The organism is Aurantimonas sp. A2-1-M11 (assembly GCF_036549475.1).
Taxonomy (GTDB): Bacteria; Pseudomonadota; Alphaproteobacteria; order Rhizobiales; family Rhizobiaceae; genus Aurantimonas.
Map to the genome: position 1 here is coordinate 12,377 of NZ_JAZHLI010000016.1, position 19,427 is coordinate 31,803.

At 65.3% G+C, this 19,427-nt stretch carries 21 protein-coding genes and 1 pseudogene; 17 read left to right on the forward strand and 5 right to left on the reverse strand.

Features of this window, described 5'->3' with window-relative positions; genetic code table 11:
• Positions 1-22: 22 nt before the first annotated feature.
• Complete coding sequence (locus tag VQ042_RS09495; RefSeq protein WP_331818531.1) at positions 23-1,729, forward strand: MHYT domain-containing protein; 1,707 nt, start codon at positions 23-25, stop codon at positions 1,727-1,729.
• Between the two features lie 133 nt (positions 1,730-1,862).
• Here VQ042_RS09495 and VQ042_RS09500 read toward each other — a convergent pair whose 3' ends face one another.
• Positions 1,863-2,753: a GGDEF domain-containing protein gene (locus VQ042_RS09500; RefSeq protein WP_331818533.1), complete on the reverse strand. Its 891-nt coding sequence runs from the start codon at positions 2,751-2,753 to the stop codon at positions 1,863-1,865.
• Between the two features lie 180 nt (positions 2,754-2,933).
• Here VQ042_RS09500 and VQ042_RS09505 point away from each other — a divergent pair.
• The 5 genes and pseudogenes from VQ042_RS09505 to VQ042_RS09525 all read left to right on the forward strand — a co-directional run.
• Positions 2,934-3,170: pseudogene (locus tag VQ042_RS09505) on the forward strand (GAF domain-containing protein); the annotation flags it as partial.
• Between the two features lie 398 nt (positions 3,171-3,568).
• The gene (locus VQ042_RS09510; protein ID WP_331818535.1) at positions 3,569-4,099 is read left to right on the forward strand and encodes a transporter suffix domain-containing protein; all 531 of its coding nucleotides are present in this window, start codon (positions 3,569-3,571) and stop codon (positions 4,097-4,099) included.
• 32 nt (positions 4,100-4,131) lie between these two features.
• A complete protein-coding gene (locus VQ042_RS09515; protein ID WP_331818536.1) occupies positions 4,132-5,253 on the forward strand; it encodes an HlyD family secretion protein in 1,122 nt (373 codons plus the stop codon).
• On the forward strand, positions 5,243-6,313 hold the full coding sequence (locus VQ042_RS09520; RefSeq protein ID WP_331818537.1) for a DUF2955 domain-containing protein: 1,071 nt from the start codon (positions 5,243-5,245) through the stop codon (positions 6,311-6,313). The genes VQ042_RS09515 and VQ042_RS09520 overlap by 11 nt, the downstream gene beginning before the upstream one ends.
• Positions 6,310-8,379 carry a mechanosensitive ion channel family protein gene (locus VQ042_RS09525; RefSeq protein ID WP_331818539.1) on the forward strand — a complete coding sequence of 690 codons (2,070 nt, stop codon included), beginning with the start codon at positions 6,310-6,312 and terminating at the stop codon, positions 8,377-8,379. The genes VQ042_RS09520 and VQ042_RS09525 overlap by 4 nt, the downstream gene beginning before the upstream one ends.
• Before the next feature lie 247 nt (positions 8,380-8,626).
• Here VQ042_RS09525 and VQ042_RS09530 read toward each other — a convergent pair whose 3' ends face one another.
• From VQ042_RS09530 to VQ042_RS09540, 3 genes are all read right to left on the reverse strand, one after another.
• Entirely contained in the window at positions 8,627-9,610 is a 984-nt protein-coding gene (locus VQ042_RS09530) for a CAP domain-containing protein (protein WP_331818541.1), read from the reverse strand.
• Positions 9,611-9,720: 110 nt separating this feature from the next.
• Positions 9,721-10,368: a DUF998 domain-containing protein gene (locus VQ042_RS09535; protein ID WP_331818542.1), complete on the reverse strand. Its 648-nt coding sequence runs from the start codon at positions 10,366-10,368 to the stop codon at positions 9,721-9,723.
• 46 nt (positions 10,369-10,414) lie between these two features.
• On the reverse strand, positions 10,415-11,470 hold the full coding sequence (locus VQ042_RS09540; protein WP_331818544.1) for a sodium:calcium antiporter: 1,056 nt from the start codon (positions 11,468-11,470) through the stop codon (positions 10,415-10,417).
• Positions 11,471-11,813: 343 nt separating this feature from the next.
• On the opposite strand from VQ042_RS09540, the gene VQ042_RS09545 reads away from it, so the two are divergent.
• The 6 genes from VQ042_RS09545 to VQ042_RS09565 all read left to right on the forward strand — a co-directional run bounded on the left by VQ042_RS09545 (position 11,814) and on the right by VQ042_RS09565 (position 15,559).
• Positions 11,814-11,990, forward strand: a complete 177-nt coding sequence (locus tag VQ042_RS09545) for a CsbD family protein (RefSeq protein WP_331818546.1) — start codon at positions 11,814-11,816, stop codon at positions 11,988-11,990.
• Between the two features lie 9 nt (positions 11,991-11,999).
• Complete coding sequence (locus VQ042_RS25975; protein WP_442880062.1) at positions 12,000-12,086, forward strand: hypothetical protein; 87 nt, start codon at positions 12,000-12,002, stop codon at positions 12,084-12,086.
• A 356-nt stretch (positions 12,087-12,442) separates the two neighbouring features.
• A complete protein-coding gene (gene modA / locus VQ042_RS09550) occupies positions 12,443-13,192 on the forward strand; it encodes a molybdate ABC transporter substrate-binding protein (protein WP_331818548.1) in 750 nt (249 codons plus the stop codon).
• A gap of 56 nt (positions 13,193-13,248) precedes the next feature.
• Positions 13,249-13,929 carry a molybdate ABC transporter permease subunit gene (modB, locus tag VQ042_RS09555; RefSeq protein WP_331818550.1) on the forward strand — a complete coding sequence of 227 codons (681 nt, stop codon included), beginning with the start codon at positions 13,249-13,251 and terminating at the stop codon, positions 13,927-13,929.
• Positions 13,929-15,020, forward strand: a complete 1,092-nt coding sequence (gene modC / locus VQ042_RS09560) for a molybdenum ABC transporter ATP-binding protein (protein ID WP_331818552.1) — start codon at positions 13,929-13,931, stop codon at positions 15,018-15,020. The genes modB and modC overlap by 1 nt, the downstream gene beginning before the upstream one ends.
• Positions 15,021-15,211: 191 nt before the next feature.
• Positions 15,212-15,559, forward strand: coding sequence for a winged helix-turn-helix domain-containing protein (locus VQ042_RS09565; RefSeq protein WP_331818554.1), 348 nt, complete (start codon positions 15,212-15,214; stop codon positions 15,557-15,559).
• Between the two features lie 73 nt (positions 15,560-15,632).
• Here the strand turns inward: VQ042_RS09565 and VQ042_RS09570 are convergent, their stop codons facing one another.
• Positions 15,633-16,085: a MarR family winged helix-turn-helix transcriptional regulator gene (locus VQ042_RS09570; RefSeq protein WP_331818556.1), complete on the reverse strand. Its 453-nt coding sequence runs from the start codon at positions 16,083-16,085 to the stop codon at positions 15,633-15,635.
• Positions 16,086-16,148: 63 nt separating this feature from the next.
• On the opposite strand from VQ042_RS09570, the gene VQ042_RS09575 reads away from it, so the two are divergent.
• From VQ042_RS09575 to VQ042_RS09595, 5 genes are all read left to right on the forward strand, one after another.
• Positions 16,149-16,550 (forward strand): VOC family protein, encoded by a 402-nt coding sequence (locus VQ042_RS09575; RefSeq protein WP_331818558.1) that lies wholly within the window; start codon positions 16,149-16,151, stop codon positions 16,548-16,550.
• A gap of 54 nt (positions 16,551-16,604) precedes the next feature.
• Positions 16,605-17,105: a VOC family protein gene (locus VQ042_RS09580; protein WP_331818560.1), complete on the forward strand. Its 501-nt coding sequence runs from the start codon at positions 16,605-16,607 to the stop codon at positions 17,103-17,105.
• A 4-nt stretch (positions 17,106-17,109) separates the two neighbouring features.
• Positions 17,110-17,775, forward strand: coding sequence for a glutathione S-transferase family protein (locus VQ042_RS09585; protein ID WP_331818562.1), 666 nt, complete (start codon positions 17,110-17,112; stop codon positions 17,773-17,775).
• Between the two features lie 165 nt (positions 17,776-17,940).
• Positions 17,941-18,594 carry a glutathione S-transferase family protein gene (locus tag VQ042_RS09590; RefSeq protein WP_331818564.1) on the forward strand — a complete coding sequence of 218 codons (654 nt, stop codon included), beginning with the start codon at positions 17,941-17,943 and terminating at the stop codon, positions 18,592-18,594.
• A 157-nt stretch (positions 18,595-18,751) separates the two neighbouring features.
• A complete protein-coding gene (locus VQ042_RS09595) occupies positions 18,752-19,378 on the forward strand; it encodes a LysE family translocator (RefSeq protein ID WP_331818566.1) in 627 nt (208 codons plus the stop codon).
• Positions 19,379-19,427: the final 49 nt, after the last annotated feature.

The window sequence follows — 19,427 nt, forward strand, 5'->3', positions numbered from 1 at the left end:
CGCTACCGGAACACAGGCAAACATGCACGCAAGCCACGATCCGATCTTCGTCCTTTTATCCCTGATGGTCGCCGTCCTCGGATCCTGGACAGCCCTGGATCTGTTCCGGCGAGTGAGAACTCACCTTGGGCAGACAAGGCTTATCTGGCTGGCAATTGCCGCGCTTGCCATGGGGCTCAGCATCTGGTCCATGCACTTCGTCGCCATGCTGGGATTCGATCCCGGCTCGGCCGTGCGATACGATCCCCTCCTCACCTTTGTCTCCTTGGTTCTGGCCATCGGCGCGACGGGCGGGGCATTCTTCTTCGCGGCGCGAGAAAGTGCCCGGCTTACGCACGTCTTTGTTGCCGGTGCCGCGATGGGGGTGGGCATCTGTCTGATGCACTATGTCGGCATGGCAGCGCTTCGGAGTGCCGTTTCCCTGGGCTACGATGCTCGTCTGGTGGTCCTCTCACTGGCAATTGCTGTTGTAGCTTCCACTGTCGCTCTTCTCGCAGCGCGCCGGGAACGAGCGTTCCGCTGGCGCGTGATAGCGGCCGTGACACTCGGCGCGGCAATCGTCGGGATGCATTACACGGCCATGGCGGCCCTGGAGCTCACTCCCGCGGCCGAGGTGCGGATGGAGCCCTCTGGCGCCCCACCATACGTACTGGCTGTATCGGTCGCTGGTGGCACACTCCTGATCCTGATGCTGGCGCTGATGGCGTCTCTCTCTGATCAGCGAGCCAACATATTGTCGGCGCTCGAAGCTGGCGGTGTCGGCTATTGGGAACTGGATCTGCATTCTCTCACTCTGCATCTCTCCCCGAGAGGCAAGGAGATATTCGGCCTGAGGCGGGAAGACAGCTTCACTCACGAGCAGTTTCTCGCCCGACTGTCGCCAGAAGAGCGGGTGAAGCGGGATCAGGCATTTGAAAGCGTACTGCTCACGGGGGCCGACTACGACGTCGAATATCGCTTGGTCGATGATGCGCGGTGGGTCAATCTCAGGGGGCGCGCTCTGTCAGACGGACGTGGCCGTCCCCGCCGCATGATCGGCGTGGTGCTTGACGTCACGGATCGGCATGAGGCCTTCGCTGCCGTCTCCGAGAGCGAGCGGCGCCAGCGTCTGATGATCAATGAGCTGAACCATCGCGTAAAGAACACGTTGGCAACCATCCTGTCGATTGCATCGCAGACTGCCAAACGCGCCGAGACGGCCGAGGACTTCCGCAGGAGCTTCGAGGGGCGCCTTGTCGCACTTTCGGAGACACACAACGCGCTGACCCGCGGAGGATGGGAGGTGGCTTGCTTGCGCGACCTCTTCGAGCACGAACTCAGGCCATATTCCGAAGAGCAGATCCGTCTCGAAGGGCCCAGCGTGTCCCTCAACCCGCGGGAGGCTCTGGCGCTCGGCATGGTCATTCATGAACTGGCGACCAATGCCGCCAAGTATGGCGCACTCTCCGGGCCGAATGGCTGTGTGCGTGTCGATTGGGGAGTTCGGGCGGCCGAACGGGACGTGGAGACCATGATCTTGACGCTCAACTGGTCGGAGCGCGGGGGCCCTGTCGTTCAGATACCGAACGCGAAAGGCTTTGGGTCGCGGCTGCTGTCCCTCAGCATCGAGAAAGAATTGGGCGGAAGAGCCGAGCTTCGGTACAACACCGAGGGGTTCGCATGCTCATTGACCATTCCTCTCGCTCAGCTGGCAGTGTCAGAGTTTCATGCAGCTCGTTTCGCATCCTGAGAATGCCTGGCACCTCGAGAAGGGCGTGGGCACGCGATTGATTCGGCATGACCGATGTTCCCCCTCGCGGGCTCTGCGGCTGAGTAACCCGCGCCAACGATGCGCGGAAGGCGGGACTGGTCGCCTGATTTGGTCAGGCGGCCTCATCGTGTAGAGGCGCCGACGATGCGGCGGCCGACCTGCGGCGCGCCTTCTGGTGGTACATCTCCATGTCGGCTACCGAGAGAAGGTCCTCGAAGGTTTGCGCCGGCAACCAGAGGCCAGCCCCTACGCTGACCCCGACCGTCGTCTCGACGTCGGATACGCTCATGCTTCGATCGAGGGAATGTCGCAGCATCGTGACCTTCGTCGCGAGCTCGAGATGCGAACTCGCCCTGACCAACATCGCGAACTCGTCGCCGCCGATGCGGGAGACGGTTTCATTGTCGCGGGCAGCGAGTGAAAGAAGCGACGCAATATGCCTGAGAACGTCGTCGCCTTTGGTATGACCCAGCGTGTCGTTCACGGCCTTGAATCCATCAAGGTCGGCGACGATCAACCCGAATGTCTTATTGGTGTAGACGGCCTCCGACATCGCGTCATCGACGGCGATTGCCAGCCGGCGTCGGTTCGCTACACCCGTCAGGGGGTCTCGGAAAGCCGCGTCGGCGAGCTCGTATTCCAGTTGTTTGCGTTCGGTGATTTCGACAGCGACTCCGACAATACGTGTCACGCGTCCGGTCGACTGATCGATCACGGGAGTCAGCGTGGTTCGCCACCAGCGCTCATGGCCGGGGATCTCCAGCATCTCGTCGTATTCGTGCAACGACCGTTTTTCTATGCATTCCGTATACCGTGCCGCCACGTGATCTGCGACGTCCGGTGGAAGACACTCATGGAGGCACCTGCCTGTCGCGTGCTGCGCGCGCAGGCCGGTCACCTCCATGTTCGCGCGGTTCAACGCAGCGAAACGCAGGTCGCCGCGCTCGCCGACGTCTATGACCCACGCAGGCACCCCGATAAGATCGATGTCGACGGCGACCATTCTTTTCCCCGTTCCCGAAACTCTTCATAACAAGCGAGCCTCAAGTTCGAGTTAACGGCACCACTTCAAGCTTATCGCCCAGCGCCCTACGGGCCAGCGTCAGCGGGTCCATCCGGGTTTCAGAAATCGACCCAGCTGCGAAGACGGATCGTTTTGATCCGGTGCCCGACGAGATGATTGGCTCGCCGGGATAATTTGCCAAGGATCACCGGCAAGACACCCGTCGGCATCGTCGGGCTGGACAGCGACAGGGGAGGGCCGCTTCTCACCCCGGAACAGCAACGATTGCTCGACGCCCTGGCAGACCAGGCGGCGGTCGCCATCGAGCGCATCCAGCTGATCGCCGACGTGGACAGGGCGCGGCTGGCGGCCGAAGCGGACAAGCTGCGTTCGGCGCTGCTCGCCTTGATCTCCCACCTGTGGCTGCCACGATTGTTGCCGACAGGCTCCGGTATCGCCCCTGACGTGCCTGGAATGTCGCGGTTGCGATATGCGCGGTCAGCCGGCTGACATAGAGGATTGTATTGCGTCTTCTGTATGTACCGGCTGTATCTGATACCATCGCCTGGTTGTACTTCTGTAAATCCAGACAAAGACGGCCGAATTCACTGAACTTTACCGAGGGGGCGGTAAAAGTTCTTTACCGCACAGAATCGGACTTTCGCCCTCAATGGAACAGGATTACGTTGGGAGACAGCTTTCTGTTCTACTGATCAGACGCCATTTCGACAGGCCGCATTGCAACAGAATCGATGACGATCCGGCCCGTCGTTTCGACGGACGCGACGGTTCCGTCTTACCAAGAGGCAATGGTCATGAGTTCGCACGCATCCATCGGTCCGGAGACCTCGGGCCGCCCGTGGCGCTTCAAGATCGGCGTCGCGCTGTTTGGCCTGATGATCGTCCTGATCCTGCTCATTCCTGTTGCCGCTGCCTCCGGGATGGCGCCGGCCAGGGTTGCCACCATCACCGGCGCGATCTTCGTCGGGAACAAGATCATCCTGCTACTCACCATTGCCGTCATGGGCAAGGCCGGCTTCCAGGAACTGAAGGGGATGATCGGCGGCTACATACCTCGTCTCAAGTCCGACGGCATCGTCAGTCCGACACGGCACGTGGTCGGTCTTGTCATGTTCTGCCTGCCGATCATCACGGCCTGGCTGGAACCCTATCTCGACGCGATGGCCCCGGGTCTTCGGCCCAATCTGTGGCAACTCCAACTCCTCGGTGACCTGATGCTGGTTGCCAGCATCTTCGTCCTCGGCGGGAACTTCTGGGAGAAGGTTCGGGCCCTGTTCATCCGCACCGCCCGGGTGGCGACGCCGCTTCCGGCCGCCGCCGGCTAGTTCCGACGACCGCCAGAAAGGGAGCACGGGCCATGGCGACGGACATGACGAAAGCGGAGATGCTCTCCGATCCGGCCGCCACATCCGAAATGCGTCGGGGCAATCCCCTGCGGCCGATCGCGCTGACGGTGGTGTTTCTCGCCGTGCTCTTCATGATCGTGGGGATCCTCATGGAGCGCCGTACCCCCACGTCTTCGCAAGCCACCGTGCAAGCGTACGTCGTGGGCATCGCTCCGGAGGTGGGCGGCCGGGTGATCGAGGTTGGCGCGGCCGACAATTCGCGGGTTTCCGCCGGCCAGATGCTCTTTCGGATCGACCCGCGGCAATACGAGCTGGCGGTGACAGAGGCCGAGGCGCGGCTGGCGCAGGTGGGCCAGTCCATCGGCGCGTCGACGGCTTCCGTAGATGTCGCGCAGGCCCGTGTCGTAGAGGCCCGGGCCGCTCGGGACAATGCCGTCGAGGAGGCCAACCGGACGACGGAACTCGTCAATCGCGGGGTGTACTCCAAGGCGAAGCTCGACACGGTCCAGGCCCAGGTCGACCAGCTCAGCGCGGCCGTCGTCGCGGCGGAGGCATCCCTGACCCAGGCCCAGGAAGCGCTGGGTCCGGCGGGCGACAACAACCCGCAGCTCAAGGAGGCGCTCGCCACGCTCGAGCGCGCCCAGCTTGACCTTCTGCGCACCAGCATCGTTGCGCCGGCGGAAGGCGTCGTCACCAATCTCCAGCTCTCGACGGGCGAGGTCGTGGGTGTCGGGCAGAGCGCCATGACCTTCATCGACGTGAACACGATCTGGGTGACGGCCGCATTCAAGGAAAACAGCCTCGAAAGGATCGCCGTCGGGAGCCGCGCCGAGGTGCTGTTCGACGTGCTTCCCGGCAAGCTGTTCAACGCGACCGTCGAGAGCGTCGGCCTGGGTGTGGCGCAGGGCAGCGTCGATCCGCGGACGGGACTTCCGAACGTCTCGACCGAACGGGGATGGGTCCGCACGCCGCAGAGCTTTCCTGTCCGGCTGACCCTCGACGAGGGGCTCCCGAAGAGCGTTCGCTACGGATCGCAGGCCAACGTGGTGGTTTACACGGGCGACCATCCGTTCACGAACGCGGTGGGTCGCTACTGGATGCGGCTCGTCTCGTATCTCACCTATGCCAGCTAGCCTCCATCCATCCGGCGCGAACGGCGCCGATGTCGACCGGGCGAGGCGAAAGGGACTGCGGATCGCCCTGGCCGTGTCGGTCGGCTTTACCTGGGCGGTGGCGTCGGGCGCGGTCATTCCCTTCCTCGGTCCGCTGTTCGCCGCCCAGCTGCTGATCGGAAGCGCCCGACCGCTTTCCGTTGCCAAGGCGATCGCGATGGTCGCCATCGTCATCGCGGCAGGCGTGGTCCTCCAGGCTCTTGCCGCGGTGACGGCGGGCAAGCCCATGGTCCTCCTTCTTCTGCTCGGCCTCTTCTACTTCGTCTGCTTCCACGCGCAGGCGACCGGCAAGGGCGGGGCCGCGATCTTCCTCATGCTGGTGGTCGGGATCATGGTCCCGCTGCTGACCGTCCTGCACCCGGATCTCGGCTCGTCGGCCCTGGCGATCCTCGCCCACGGGATCGGCAGCGGGATCGTGCTGATGTGGCTGGCCCACGCCCTCGTTCCAGACCGGGGCACCGTCAATGCCGCACCTGAAGCACCGGAAGCACCGTTCGTTCATCCCCACCCAATACTGCGTGCGGCGGCCGACACCATCATTCTCCTCATGATCGTCACCGTCTGTCTGACCAAGGACGAGTGGGCGACGGCCATGGTCATCCCGATCACCGTCGCATCGCTCCAGACCCAGTTGGATGTCTCCGCCGGCGCGCGCGCTTCCATCGGGCTCGTCCTGGTCAATCTGATCGGAGGCATCGCCGCGTCGCTCGCTTTCGTTCTACTCCAGATCCGGCCGTCGCTGCTGTCGATGTTCGTCCTCGTGCTCCTGGCCGGGCTGGTGTTCGGCGGGAGGGCCGCGCTTTCCTCTACAGCCGCGAAGGTCCACGCGGGGGCGCTCACCACCTTCCTCCTGATCTTCGGGGCCGGAGTCTCCCCGCTGCCGGGCACCGCCGCCGAGTCGTTCTCCACGCGTATCGGCTACATCGCAGTGGCGATCTCCTACGCGATGCTGCTGGGGACGCTGCTCTGGCCGAGGACATCTCCCGCGTCGCCATCCCTGCCGATCGCGAGGGGCACATGACGCATTTCAGGATCATCCGGTTCGTCCTGGCCATCGTTTTCCTCAGCGCCATTCCGAGCACAGGCCCGGCGCAGGAGGGGCCTGCCCCGCAGGCGAAGGTGCAGCAACTGATCGATCTGCTGAACGATCCGGAAGTCCGGGAGGCCTTGGCGGCGAGAGCGCCGGAGGTCGTGGCCCCGCCCGCATTCTCGCTGACGGCGAGCGTCACCGGTCTCGACGCGGCCTTGCACAATCGCTTCCTGGTGCTCAGGCAGGCCGTTGCGCGATTTCCCGGCGAACTGGATGTCGCGGCAGGGATCGTTGCACGCGACATAAACGCTGGCCGACCCGGCATCGTCATCGCCATTCTTGCTGCGCTCGTTCTCATGGGCCTGTTCGCGGAGAAGCTGGTGCGGCGCGCCCTGTCGGGATCGAACCGCAGGAACGAACGGTCCGGGACCCTTGCGTCGAGCCTCACAATTCCCGGCGAGATCCTGCCTCTCGTCGCCTTCATCGCGGTAACCGTCGGCACCTTCGTGAGCTTTGGTTGGCCGCCGCTGTTGCGCCGGGTCGTCCTGACCTACCTGTTCGCCCTGATCGCCTTTCGCGTCGTGATGGCGCCGGCAAGGCTGCTTACGGCCTTTCATCGTGTCGGCGACTCATCCCCACCTGAAGACAGTGCTGCGATCGTCGGCGACGAGCACCGGAGCCGCTTCTGGTATGGCAGAACGCGCGTCTTTCTCGCGACTTTCCTCTTCGCCTGGGCCACGGTCAGCCTCTTGCCGGAACTCGGTTTCTCGGCCGACGTCGTGCAACTCAGCGCCCTCGTCTGTGGCCTGGGACTGCTCGCCATCGCGGTCGCGGCGGTGTGGCAGCGACCGAGGATCGGCGATCGCCGCGTTCTGGCCAAGGACGTCCTTCTGAGCCTCTATCTCGGGCTTTTTTGGCTATGCTGGGTCGCAGGATTCTACGGTCTCCTCTGGGTCGGCATCTTCACCATCCTCCTGCCACCGATCCTCTCGGTGACCGGTCGCGCGGCTGCCTCCTTCGGCAAGGCGCGAAACGCACAGGGGATCATGGGCGCAGTGACGAACGTTCTCGTCGTTCGGGGCGTCCGGGCAGTGGTCATCGCGCTCCCGGTCGGCTGGCTCGCCTATGTCTGGCGCTTCAGTGTCGCGGCCCAGGCGGGCGGGGCGCGCATGGAGGCGCTCGTCGAGGGGCTCCTGCAGGGGCTGGTCATCCTGCTGATCGCGGACGTGCTCTGGCAGATCTGCAAAGCGGTCATCGAACGGCAGGTCCAGAGCTCCGACGCGACTTCGGCCGCAGAGGCGGCCCGGAACAGTCGACTGCGGACCCTGTTGCCGCTGTTCCGGAACACACTGGCCGTGTTCATCGCCGTCGTGACGGCGCTGACCGTGCTTTCGGTGCTGGGTGTTGCCATTGGCCCGTTGATCGCAGGCGCGGGTATCTTCGGTGTCGCCATCGGCTTCGGCTCGCAGACCCTCGTCAAGGACATCCTCAGCGGCGTCTTCTTCATGGTGGACGACGCTTTCCGGGTAGGGGAGTACATCCAGAGCGGCAGTTACAAGGGCACCGTCGAGTCGTTCAGTCTTCGCTCCGTGCGCCTGCGACACCATCGGGGGCCGGTCTTCACGGTGCCTTTCGGCGACCTCGGCGCGGTCCAGAACATGAGCCGCGACTGGGTGATCGACACTATGACGATCAACGTGACCTACGACACGGACATCGATCTGGCCCGCCGGCTTATCAAGAAGGTCGGCCAGCAACTGGCCGCCGATCCGGAATTCGCCGCCAACACGATCGAACCCCTGAAGATGCAGGGCGTGGAAAGCTTCGGCGACTACGCGATCGTTCTGCGGATGAAGCTGATGACGAAGCCGGGCACACAGTTCCAGATAAAGCGGAAAGCCTTCGTCATGATCAAGAAGGCATTCGACGAGAACGGCGTTAAGATCGCGACGCCGACCGTGCAGGTCTCCGGCGACGACAAGGGCCCGGGTCCGGCGGCCAACGAGGTGATGCGCATGCGCAAGAACCTGGAAGCCCAGTCCCTGGTGGCCGAGTAAGGCCGCGCAGAAAGGCGAAACAAGCCGTCCTTCGATCCGTCGATTTCCGAGCGTCGGCGACGGGGACCTCTGGCCATCAGCCGGTCTCCGACACGAGGGATGAGTTGGGCGTCCAAACCGAACCGGGCGTCCTCCATGCGCGGGCTCGAGATCGCCGAGGCTGCGTTCTCAAACTGAAACCGCACCGCACTCCGGCCGCACCGGGTAGCCCTTGCTGCTTGTCCGGTTGCTGCAGGTCTGCCGCGTGTCAGCGGATTGTGCCCAGCAGCGCGGTCGCTGCCTTGCCGCCTTCGCCGTTCGCCCGCATGGCGACACCGATATGCGTCACGTCTGATCCCCGGAGCGTCTCGGCATAGCCGGGGTTCTCCAGCCACTGGTTGCGAAAGGCTCGGATGTCGGCCGTCGTCGGCGCCACACCGCAACCGCTGCACTGGGCGGACAGCATCGCGATGCTCCGCCACGCGTCACGTGCATCGGCCGGCAGGCTGCCGAAGAGGTCCCGGTTGTTCCCCGGCTGAGGCTCTTCGCCGCCGAGTGCGGGAAGCATCGCGTCTGCCGCCTCGCCGAGTGCGGTCGACCATTCCAGAGGCGCAAGGTCCCGGCGGGTTCGCGCCTGATTGACGAGGCGCAAGGCTTCCTCCGCCTGCTTTTCGGCGGCGAGGGGCTCGGCACTTTCGTCGGACTGCAATCCGTTCGGCAGACCCGGTCCCGCGAAGGTCTGGACCGCATAGAGCCCATCGTCCTGCGCAACGATTCCGTAGCCGAAGCGGTCCAGCCCGCGGGCCAGGATGTTCTCGCGGTGCGGCGGGCTGTCCATCCAGCCCTCATGGAGTTCCTCCACGTCGCCGATGGTTGGCGGAGACGCGCAGGCCTGGCAGCGCGCGATGTTTTCGGCGACCAACTGCCAGCGGCTGCCACCTGCGTCCAGGAAACGATCCCGGACCGTGTCACCCTCCGGCGAGGTATGGGCATAATAGTTGCGCTCCGCCATGTCCGCGGCGTGACTGGCGGCCGCCTCGTTCAGTGCTTCGCCGAGGGAAAGTGCCGACAAGTCATTCTCCTGGCGCGACTCGTTGACGAGAGTGAGCGCCCGCTCGCGCAGAGCCTCGCGGTCGGTCGCATCGTCCTGCGCAATCGCAGCTCCGGCCGCCATCAGCAATGCCAGCGCGGATGCAGCGAGAAGGGGGAGGCACGACTGCGGGCGGGCGGGGCGGTTCAAGATTTCCGGCATCGGTTGCTCCTGACGATGGGTAGGCGGTGCGGCCGCGAACGTATTTATAGCGCGCCTGCAGTGCCCCGGTTTCCCGGAAGACCACCGACTGCGGTCGCGCAGGCCGCCGATCAGGCGTCCTGCTTGCGGGTACGGTTTCCGCGCTGGAAGAAGACGGTGCAAAGCGTGACGACGATGGCGCAGGCGATCAGACCGAGGACGCGCTCCAGAAGGCCGTCTATGCTGGTTGGCGACAGCAGGAAGACCGGGCAGAGGACCGCCCAGGCCAATGCCAGCCCGATGAGGGCACGTTTGGCCCGAGTGCTATAGTACCCGATCCCACCGGCCATGCAGAGCGGTGCCAGCGTGAAGAGCGCGCCGAGTCCGTAGACGAGGTAGATGTGGATCACCACGCCATTATTGTCGCCGTCGCCATACTCGTTGCGCGCCCCGATGATGATGACGAGCGCGGCGAGGATGGCGAAGGACACGACCCCGATGGACCAGCCCGTCCTGCCCAGATGGGCATGCGCCGCGGCGAGGGAAACGGCAAAAAGGCCTGCTGCGAACCCGTAGAGTGAGACGTCCATCACGATCTCCCATTCGCCGGCGGCAAGATCGCTGATCGTATCCGAGACCCAATGGTAATCCGGGACCAGAGCCTGAGCCACGAACATGCCGATGATCACTACCGCACACCCCAGGATCCCGATACCGGCGAGGGTCATCAGGAGATAGGGGCGCTCGGTGACGGACGGCTGACCACGCGAAACGTTCATTTTAACTTCCTCCCGACTTCCGTGGAGTTGCCTGGACGGCCCGCCATCACGTCCGTCCCACCAGGAACTGGAGCGCGATGGCGCCGGCGTAGATCAGCAGGAGGAGAATACTCTCGATCCCGATCCGCGCGGGCCCTTGCCGCTGGCGCAGGATCAGCCCTCCGATCAGGACGCCGGTCATGAGCAGGGCCGACACGATCCAGAAATAGTCCTGGTCGCTCACGGCGTGGTAGAGCGATCCATCGCGATAGGCGACGTCGGACGCCATCAGGAAGAGGGTGTCGAAGGTGTTGCCACCGATGATGCCTCCCACCGCGAGCTGCAGGGCGCCCTTCCTCACGGCAACGACGGTCGTCACCAGCTCCGGCATCGAGGTGACGACCGCGGTCACCAGGGCCCCGACGAGAGTCTCGGATATTTCCATCCGGTCGGTCAGCTCGGATGCAGTCTTGGCGATGACGTAGCCCGCGGCGCCCATCAGCAGCATCAGGAAACCGAAGGTCAGGAAGAGGCGGAGACTGCTCTTGGACTTGCTCTCGGCATCCTCCTCTTCCGGCTGGTCGGTCTCGGTGTCGGCGGTGTCGACAGGCACCCACATCGGCGCTTCATGCACAGTGCGTCCGGCGACCAGTCCGGCCGCGTAGACGACCGGGATGACAAAGGATACCGGGTGAATGGCCCATATCGTGTATTCGGGCGTGGTCATGGCCACGAAGGGCAGCGTCAGCAGCACCATGAGGACGACGCCCTGGAAGACGTTTCCGAGGTCCGCGGCGGCATGTTCCAGGTTGATCTTGCGATAGAACATGTCGGCGACGGCGAGGAACACCGTCTGGGCCGCGATCCCGCCGACGCTGTTGGAGAAGGCCAGCGATGCGCGCCCGTCCAGGGCCGCAGTGACCGATACGATGATCCCGCTGAGCGACGTTGCGGCACCCAGCAGGACGGCACCGATGATCGCCTCTCCCAAGCCGGTCCTGTCGGCGAGCTTGTCCGCAAGACCGGTCATCTGCAGACCGGAAAAGAAGATCACGCCGCCGGCCGCCAGAAACGCGCCGACGAGGATCATCGTCGAGAGTTCGCCCCACATAAATTGCTCCATGCCCGTCAGTGTTTCGGGCGTGCAGCTCGATCGCAGCGACCCTGAAGGGAGACAACCTAGCGGCGGATCGCATTCGTCCACCCACTGGCCCGCATTCAGATGCGGAGACGGCTATGCGGGACGACCGGACGGGACGCCGACGGGACGAATTTCTGGAACGGACGATCGTCCCCGGCACGATACCGATCGCGCGACGCGCGTGCGCTTGACCGTGCGATCGGTCGCGCGGTGAGCGGAGCTTCACTCGGAGATCCCGGCTGAGGCGATGCGCCCGAGGGAGGATGGCGCGGAACACCGCCCCATCGGCTGCGTTCCTGTCCCGAACAATGAATGGAGAGCCCCTATGAATGAAGATCAGACCAAAGGCAAAACGAAGGACGTTGTCGGCTCGGCTAAGGAAACCTTCGGCAAGGCGACCGGCGACGACGAGACGAAGCGCAGCGGGCAGGCCGATCAGGCCGAAGGCAAGGTTCAAAAAGGCGTCGGCAAGGTCAAGGATGCCTTCAGCGACAAGAAGTGAGGTTTCGACGTGCTGAAATTCATCGGAGGCACGATCGGTGTCATATTCCTGATCGGGTTACTCGTCGTCGTGGGACTTCTGGCTCTGATATTCTGAGCGCCTGGCCATATGTTGGCTGACGCTTAGCATTCACCGCCAGGCAGTTTGCCAGCGTGGTGACAAGATACGGCCGTCGAACAGGGAAATCCCTTGATCGGCGGCCGAAACGTAATGACACGGCGTGCGTCGGTCATGAGGAGCAAAAGGCTTCCACGAGACAAAGAGCGCCGGGCGTTTCTGGCCACGCGCGGTCGCTGACTGGACGCGGACTGGATTGCCGTCGGCCCTTGAGCGTTTGTCCGGAGCTTTGAGTACATACGCTCGTCCTGTCCGAATGGGAATATCGCTTGTCGCGTCTCATTATCCACGCTACGGCTTGCGATATATCCGATCGAACATGACGGAAATATCCCATGCGCGCTCTGATCGCTGCCGTTTTCGCGGTCGTAGGCCCTGCTCTGGCCGACCCGCCTCCCGCCATGGCCGACACGATCTATGTCGCGGTCGCCGCAAACTTCACTGATGCGGCAAACGGGATCGCAGCGGCGTTCGCGGCCGCAAGTGGCCACGAGGCGGCTCTGTCCTTCGGTGCGACGGGACAACTCTATACGCAGATCACCCAGAACGCGCCGTTCGAGGTGTTCCTCGCTGCCGATGACGAGCGACCGACGCTCAGCGTCGAGCAAGGATACGGAGTCGCCGGCAGCGTCTTCACCTACGCCACCGGCCAACTCGTGCTCTATTCGGCCGAGCCCGGCGTCATGATCGGTCCCGATACGCTCGAAGCCGGTGCATTCGATCAGATCGCCATCGCCAACCCCGAGACGGCGCCCTACGGTGCCGCCGCCGTCGAGGCGATGAAGGCGCTCGGCGTCTACGACGCGTTGCGATCCAAGATCGTGCAGGGCCAGAGCATCGGCCAGGCCTACCAGTTCGTCGAGACGGGAAACGCCGAGGTCGGGTTCGTTGCACTCGGCCAGGTCTCGCAGACAGAAGCGGGGGCGCGATGGATCGTGCCGCAGGATCTCTACGCCCCGATCCGCCAGGATGCGGTGCTCCTGAAGGCGGGCGAGGCCAATCCTGCCGCGGTCGCGTTCGTCGAGTTTCTCAAGGGCGACGAGGCCGCCGCGATCATCGAGACATATGGCTATGCGGAACGGTGAAGGCGCGCGGTTGCCCGTCGAACGGCCTTGAAGGGTAGCGCGGGGGACCGGCGAGCATGCTGACAGCCGACCTCTGGTCGCCGATCCGTCTGACGCTGGAACTGGCGGCTATCACCACCGTGCTTCTCCTCGTCATCGGCACGCCGATCGCATGGTGGCTGGCGCGGTCGACATCGCGCTGGAAGGAGGTCGTCGCGACGATCGTCGCCCTGCCGCTCGTCCTACCGCCGACGGTGCTGGGCTTCTATCTCCTCATCTCGCTCGGGCCCGATGGTCTCGGGGGAATGTTCGGCGGGATCTTCGGTCTGCGCACCTTCGCCTTCACCTTCGAGGGGCTGGTGTTCGGGTCCGTGCTTTACTCCATGCCCTTCGTCGTCCAGCCGATCCGCAATGCGTTCGAGGCGATGGGCGATCGCCCGCTGGAGGTGGCAGCGACGTTGCGGGCATCGCCGTGGGATCGCTTCCTCACCGTCGCGGTGCCGCTGGCAAAGCCGGGCTTCGTCACCGGCGCGGTGCTCGGTTTTGCCCATACGGTCGGCGAGTTCGGCGTCATCCTGATGATCGGCGGCAACATACCCGGCGAGACCAAGGTGCTGTCCGTGGCGATCTACGACTTCGTCGAGACGCTCCGCTGGCGCGAGGCCCACATCCTGTCGCTGGGGATGCTGGTCTTCAGCTTCGTCGTGATCCTTGCGGTGTCGATGGTGGCGCGGCGCTCGGGGCAGCGGACGTTCTGATGCAGCATGTCTCCCAAACCATCGACGTAAAGCTCGACGGTCGCCTCGGCGGCTTCACGCTGGACGTCGCGTTCCGGGCGCCGATGCGCGGCATCACCGCGCTGTTCGGCCCGTCCGGCTGCGGCAAGACCTCGATCCTGCGCTCCGTGGCGGGCCTCCAGCACATCCCGGGCGTGATCTCCATCGGGACCGATGTCTGGCAGGACGCACGGAGCTTCCGTCCACCGCACAAGCGCCCAGTCGGCTACGTCTTCCAGGAAGCCAGCCTGTTTCCGCATCTTTCGGTGCGCAAGAACCTTGTCTTCGGGCGTGATCGCGCCGGCACGTCGGACGCCGCCATCCGGTTCGACGACGTCGTCGAACTTCTCGGCCTATCGCGCCTGGTCGACCGCGAACCGGTGCATTTGTCCGGCGGCGAGCGCCAGCGGGTCTCGATCGGGCGCGCACTGCTATCGCAGCCGCGGCTCCTGCTGATGGACGAGCCGCTGTCCGCCCTGGATCGCATGGCCAAGGACGAGATCCTCCCGTATTTCGAGGCGCTTCACGCGAACCTGTCGATACCGGTCATGCTCGTCACCCATGACATCTCCGAAGTCGAGCGGCTGGCCGACCATCTGGTCGTACTGAAGGAGGGCCGGGTCGTCGGCTCGAGCACCCTGAACGAGGCCTTGGCCGATCCGCGCCTGCCTTTTGGGCGCTCGCGCGATTTCGCTTCGGTGCTGCCCGGGACAATCGCGCGGGTCGAAACGGACGGCATCGTGGCGATCGATGTCCTCGGCATGGAAATCCTGGCCATCGGCAACGGCCTTGGTGTGGGGCAGGCGGTCCGGGTCCGGATCGTTGCAAGCGACGTCAGTCTCGCCCGCGAGCGGGCGACGCAATCCAGCATTCTCAATCTGGTCCCGACACGGGTCGTCGGCATCGATGCCGTCGGCGAGGCGGAGGCCAATGTCCGCCTGGCCATCGCGGATGGCAGGTCATCACACTTCGTCGCGCGCGTATCCCGGCGATCCGTAATCGGGATGAACCTCCAAGAGGGCGAGCGCGTCTTCGCGCAGATCAAGAGCGTATCGCTTGTCGCGACACGGTGACGGGCGACGTTGCGACTGCCGCGTCGGCAATCGCAACGACAGCTCGAAATTACCTTCGCTTTCGAAACAGGAGATCTCATGAAGCTCAGGGCACACAACGTCCGGAAGGGCCGTGTTCCGAAGCCGGACCGCCAACGCTTCACGCCGATCGTGCCACCGCAGCCGGGCGACGTCCAAATCGGGGGTTGAGCATGCCGACGATCAGCCTGCGTTTCGACCTCGACGGGGGACGTCTCGGTCCCGGAAAGGTGGACCTCCTGGAGCGGATCGACACGTTCGGCTCGATCGCCGCGGCCGGGCGTTCGGTTGGCATGTCGTATCGGCGCGCCTGGTATCTCGTGGCCGATATCAACGACCTCTTCGGCCGTCCGCTGGTGGAGAAGCACCACGGCGGAAAAGCCGGTGGCGGCGCCAGTCTCACGGAACTCGGGCGCATGGTCGTCGACCGCTACCGCGAAGCCGAGCGGGCGACGGCAGACGTTTCGCAAGCCCATCTTGCGGCGCTTCAGGCCGAGATCGATGCCGCACGGGACGATTGACGGCAATACTGCTTCGCGGAGGGCGTCTGCCACCCGCCTTCGATTCTCCCATTGGCTGGAGAAGACGAACAACCTAGGCCATCTGGGCGAGGCCCCGGCGCAGCGCGTCCGCGACACCGTCGTCCAGGCTTGCCTCGAGCGCGGCATGGGTCTCGCGCCAGACTTCGACCGCCTCGCGCATCAGTGCCACGCCCTGGGGCGTGATGCGCAGCCGCCGCGACCGGCGGTCTTCGGGATCGGGCTCGATCGTCAAGAGGCCCCGACGCGCCAGCGGCTTGACCGCGGCCGTCAGGGTCGAGGGGTCCATGCCGAGGAAGGGGGCAAGCCGACCGATGGGGGGTGGTTCGGGCTGGTTGAGCGCCACCATCAGCGAGAACTGACCGTTGGTCAGGCCGAAGGGGCGTAGCGCCGCGTCGAAGCGGCGCGCCAGTCTGCGCGCGGCCCGTTGGGCGGCGAGGCACAGGCAGGTGTCGCGAATGGTCAGGACCGTTTCGCGGGGCAGGATATCGGGCATTGCGTCGGGCATTTTGCTTTGATATCAAAATAAATGGAGGACCACAACGTGGCGTAAGGTCAAAGAGGTGAGCCGATGTCCGAAGCAAACCCGATGCAGGGCGTCATACCCTATCTGGCCATGGCCGGCCGGGCGGGCGAGGCCTGCGAATTCTATGCGCAGGCCTTTGGCGCGACCGAGATGGGCCGCATGCCGGTGCCGGACGACGAGACGCGGCTGATGCATGCCCAGGTCAAGATCAATGACGGCTGCCTGATGATGACCGACCATGGCGGAGAGGCTGCGACGCCCTCCACCAGCTTCGGTCATCTGCAGCTTGTGGTCGGGGATGGCCGCGCCTGGTGGGACCGTGCCCTGGCGGCCGGCTGCCAGGTCCTGGCACCTTACGAGCGACAGTTCTGGGGCGACGACTGGGGACTTCTGCAGGATCCGTTCGGGCTCAGATGGGCGATCCTCCAGACCGGCAGTCAGGACTGACCGGCGGCCGGGGCCGACCGCCGGTCAGTCCCGATCCTTGCAAAGGCTGATCCCATGGCGACACCCAAGAACACCATCTGCCTCTGGTTCGACAGGGACGCGGAGGAGGCCGCCCGTTTTTATGCCGCGACCTTCCCCGACAGTGAGGTGACGGCGGTCCATCACGCACCCGCCGACTATCCGTCCGGCAAGGCCGGCGACGTGCTGACGGTTCAGTTCACGGTCTGCGGCATCCCCTGCCTCGGTCTCAATGGCGGCCCCGCCTTTCCGCAGACGGAGTCCTTCTCGTTCCAGATCGCGACCGACGACCAGGCGGAGACCGACCGCTACTGGAACGCCATCGTGGACAATGGCGGCCAGGAAAGCGCCTGCGGCTGGTGCAAGGACCGCTGGGGCATGAACTGGCAGATCACGCCCCGCCTGCTGACCGACGCGATGGCTGCAGGCGGCGAGGAGGCGAAGCGAGCCTTCGCGGCGATGATGACCATGCACAAGATCGATATCGCCGTGATCGCGGCCGCCCGGCGTGGCGATCCCCTTCCGTCAGGATCGTGACGCCATGCGCGCCGTGTCCTCGTCATCCGCGCATGATGCGCCCGCCGCCCCGGCAACGCCAGTCCTGGCCACGCTCGCCCGGGCGCCGGACTTCGCGCACGGTTATGTGAAGGATCTGCGCGTGCGCTGGGCTCTCGAAGAGGCGGGGCGGCCCTACCGCACGTCGATGCAGGACGAGGCGGCGCGCAGCGGGCCCTATCGGGTCTGGCAACCCTTCGGGCAGGTACCGGCCTGGCGTGATGGCACGGTGGAGATGTTCGAATCCGCGGCGATCGTGCTGCATCTGGCGTCGCAATCCGAGCGGCTTTCGCCACAAGATCCGGCCGGGGCCGCGCGGGTGGCCTCCTGGGTGCTGGCGGCCGTGGCCACTGTGCAGCCGCAGGTCGATGTGTCGAATTTCGTCGCCGCCGACCTGCCGGAGACGCCCCGTGCCGCCTGCGCGGCCCGGCTCGCAAGCCGGCTGGCTGCCCTGGAGTGCTGGCTCGGCGAGCGGGACTGGCTCGAAGACCGGTTCACCGCCGGTGATCTTGTCATGGCGACCGCCGTCCGCGAGGTCGACCCCGCGACGCTGCAGGACTACGGACGCCTGTCCGCCTGGCTCACCCGCTGTCTCGACCGGCCGGCCTTCCATGCCGCGCTGGCCGCGCAACGGGCAGAACTGGCCGGATGAGCGATGCTCCGCGAGACCAGCTTCGTCTCCCGGTTCATCGGCGGCTGCGCCACGGGACGGGCAAAGCCGCCGGGGAGGGATCGACGTGCTCGGGATCATGAGCTGCCCGGGTGCCATCCACGCAGCCACGGTTCCCCGGAACTGCGCACCGAAGCGGAGCGTGCCATGACCCCGACGATCACCGCCTTCGAGGCTTCGCCCGATCGCGGCGCCGGGCTTGCGCGCGACATGCGGGTGCGATGGGCACTGGAGGAGGTGGGGCAGCCCTATGCGGTCCGCCTCGTCTCCTTCGCCGCGCTGAAGCAGCCCGCGCACCGCGCGCTGCACCCGTTCGGCCAGATCCCGACCTATGAAGAGGGAGACCTCGCTTTGTTCGAATCCGGCGCCATCGTGCTGCATATCGCGGAGCGCCATCCGGGACTGCTGCCGGAAGAGCCGAATGCCCGGTCGCGTGCGATCGCCTGGATGTTCGCTGCGCTCGACACGGTCGAGCCGCCGATCTGGGACCTCGATCTGGCGCGGATGGTCGAGGGCGACAAGCCGTGGCACGCGGCGCGCCAGCCGATGCTCGAGGACCGCGTCCGGCAGCGCCTGGGCGAACTGGCGGCCCGGCTGGGCGGGGCAGACTGGCTGGAAGGGGTCTTCACCTCCGGCGATCTCCTGATGGTGACGGTCCTGCGGCGGCTTCACGGATCGGGCCTGCTGGACGAATACCCCAGCCTCGCCGCCTATGTCGTGCGCGGCGAGATGCGACCTGCCTACCGCCGCGCCTTCGCCGCGCAACGGGCGGTGTTCGATAGCAGGCCAGGGGGCTCATGATGGCGGCAAGGGCAAGAGGCCTGGAATCCGATCCGCTTTCCCCGCAGGACCGACGGATGTGTGCAAAGGTGACACCCTCGATGGCATCCCTGTCGCAGTCGGCCTCGCGCGACTATCCTGCGCCGTCGGGCACGCTCCAGATCGAAGGACGCCAGCCATGAGTTTCGCCGCCTATCTGCCCGCCATGCTCGCCTTCTTTGTCGTTGCCGCGTCCCCGAGGCCCGCGACCCTTGCCGTGTCCACGACCGCCATGGCGCGCGGTGCGCGCCCGGACGCGATTCTGGGGATCGGCCTTGCCGTCGGGCTCGGCGCCTGGGGCGTGGTCGCGGCCGCGGGCCTGGGCGCGCTGCTGGTCCAGTCCACAACGGCCCTGACGGTGCTGCGCTGGGTCGGCGGTGCCTATCTGTTCTATCTGGCCTGGCAATCAGCGCGCAGCGCGATTGCGCCTGCCGGCCCGAACGAAACCGCGGGTCCAGTGTCAGGTAGCCGGCTCATCGCACGCGGATTGCTGCTGAATCTGAGCAATCCAAAGGCCGTGCTGGCCTGGATCTCGGTGCTCGCGCTGGGTGTGGGCATGGACGGAAACGGGGCCGATCTGGCCATCACCACCGGCATGTGCGCGGTGATCAGCCTTCTGATCTACCTCGTCTATGCCGCGGCCTTCTCGCAGCCGCCGGTGCGCGCTGGTTATCGCCACGCGCAGAGGGCGATCGAGGGCATGGCCGCGGTGTTCTTCGCCTATTCGGGGGCCAGGCTCGTCCTGACCCGCACCGAAACGCCGTGATCCCAGACACCTGGCGCCTGACGACGCCGGCCTGGAGGCCGGCGCCGCA

Bases quoted from the DNA above. Each gene is read 5' to 3' on its own strand.
- VQ042_RS09500 (WP_331818533.1), bottom strand. From the start codon at position 2,753: ATGGTCGCCGTCGACATCGATCTTATCGGGGTGCCTGCGTGGGTCATA.
- VQ042_RS09590 (WP_331818564.1), top strand. From the start codon at position 17,941: ATGACCCCGACGATCACCGCCTTCGAGGCTTCGCCCGATCGCGGCGCC.
- VQ042_RS09585 (WP_331818562.1), top strand. From the start codon at position 17,110: ATGCGCGCCGTGTCCTCGTCATCCGCGCATGATGCGCCCGCCGCCCCG.
- VQ042_RS09545 (WP_331818546.1), top strand. From the start codon at position 11,814: ATGAATGAAGATCAGACCAAAGGCAAAACGAAGGACGTTGTCGGCTCG.
- VQ042_RS09530 (WP_331818541.1), bottom strand. From the start codon at position 9,610: ATGCCGGAAATCTTGAACCGCCCCGCCCGCCCGCAGTCGTGCCTCCCC.
- VQ042_RS09525 (WP_331818539.1), top strand. From the start codon at position 6,310: ATGACGCATTTCAGGATCATCCGGTTCGTCCTGGCCATCGTTTTCCTC.
- VQ042_RS09510 (WP_331818535.1), top strand. From the start codon at position 3,569: ATGAGTTCGCACGCATCCATCGGTCCGGAGACCTCGGGCCGCCCGTGG.
- modA (WP_331818548.1), top strand. From the start codon at position 12,443: ATGCGCGCTCTGATCGCTGCCGTTTTCGCGGTCGTAGGCCCTGCTCTG.
- VQ042_RS09575 (WP_331818558.1), top strand. From the start codon at position 16,149: ATGTCCGAAGCAAACCCGATGCAGGGCGTCATACCCTATCTGGCCATG.
- VQ042_RS09570 (WP_331818556.1), bottom strand. From the start codon at position 16,085: ATGCCCGACGCAATGCCCGATATCCTGCCCCGCGAAACGGTCCTGACC.
- VQ042_RS09495 (WP_331818531.1), top strand. From the start codon at position 23: ATGCACGCAAGCCACGATCCGATCTTCGTCCTTTTATCCCTGATGGTC.
- VQ042_RS09515 (WP_331818536.1), top strand. From the start codon at position 4,132: ATGGCGACGGACATGACGAAAGCGGAGATGCTCTCCGATCCGGCCGCC.
- VQ042_RS09520 (WP_331818537.1), top strand. From the start codon at position 5,243: ATGCCAGCTAGCCTCCATCCATCCGGCGCGAACGGCGCCGATGTCGAC.
- modC (WP_331818552.1), top strand. From the start codon at position 13,929: ATGCAGCATGTCTCCCAAACCATCGACGTAAAGCTCGACGGTCGCCTC.
- VQ042_RS09540 (WP_331818544.1), bottom strand. From the start codon at position 11,470: ATGGAGCAATTTATGTGGGGCGAACTCTCGACGATGATCCTCGTCGGC.
- VQ042_RS09580 (WP_331818560.1), top strand. From the start codon at position 16,605: ATGGCGACACCCAAGAACACCATCTGCCTCTGGTTCGACAGGGACGCG.
- VQ042_RS09535 (WP_331818542.1), bottom strand. From the start codon at position 10,368: ATGAACGTTTCGCGTGGTCAGCCGTCCGTCACCGAGCGCCCCTATCTC.
- modB (WP_331818550.1), top strand. From the start codon at position 13,249: ATGCTGACAGCCGACCTCTGGTCGCCGATCCGTCTGACGCTGGAACTG.
- VQ042_RS09595 (WP_331818566.1), top strand. From the start codon at position 18,752: ATGAGTTTCGCCGCCTATCTGCCCGCCATGCTCGCCTTCTTTGTCGTT.
- VQ042_RS09565 (WP_331818554.1), top strand. From the start codon at position 15,212: ATGCCGACGATCAGCCTGCGTTTCGACCTCGACGGGGGACGTCTCGGT.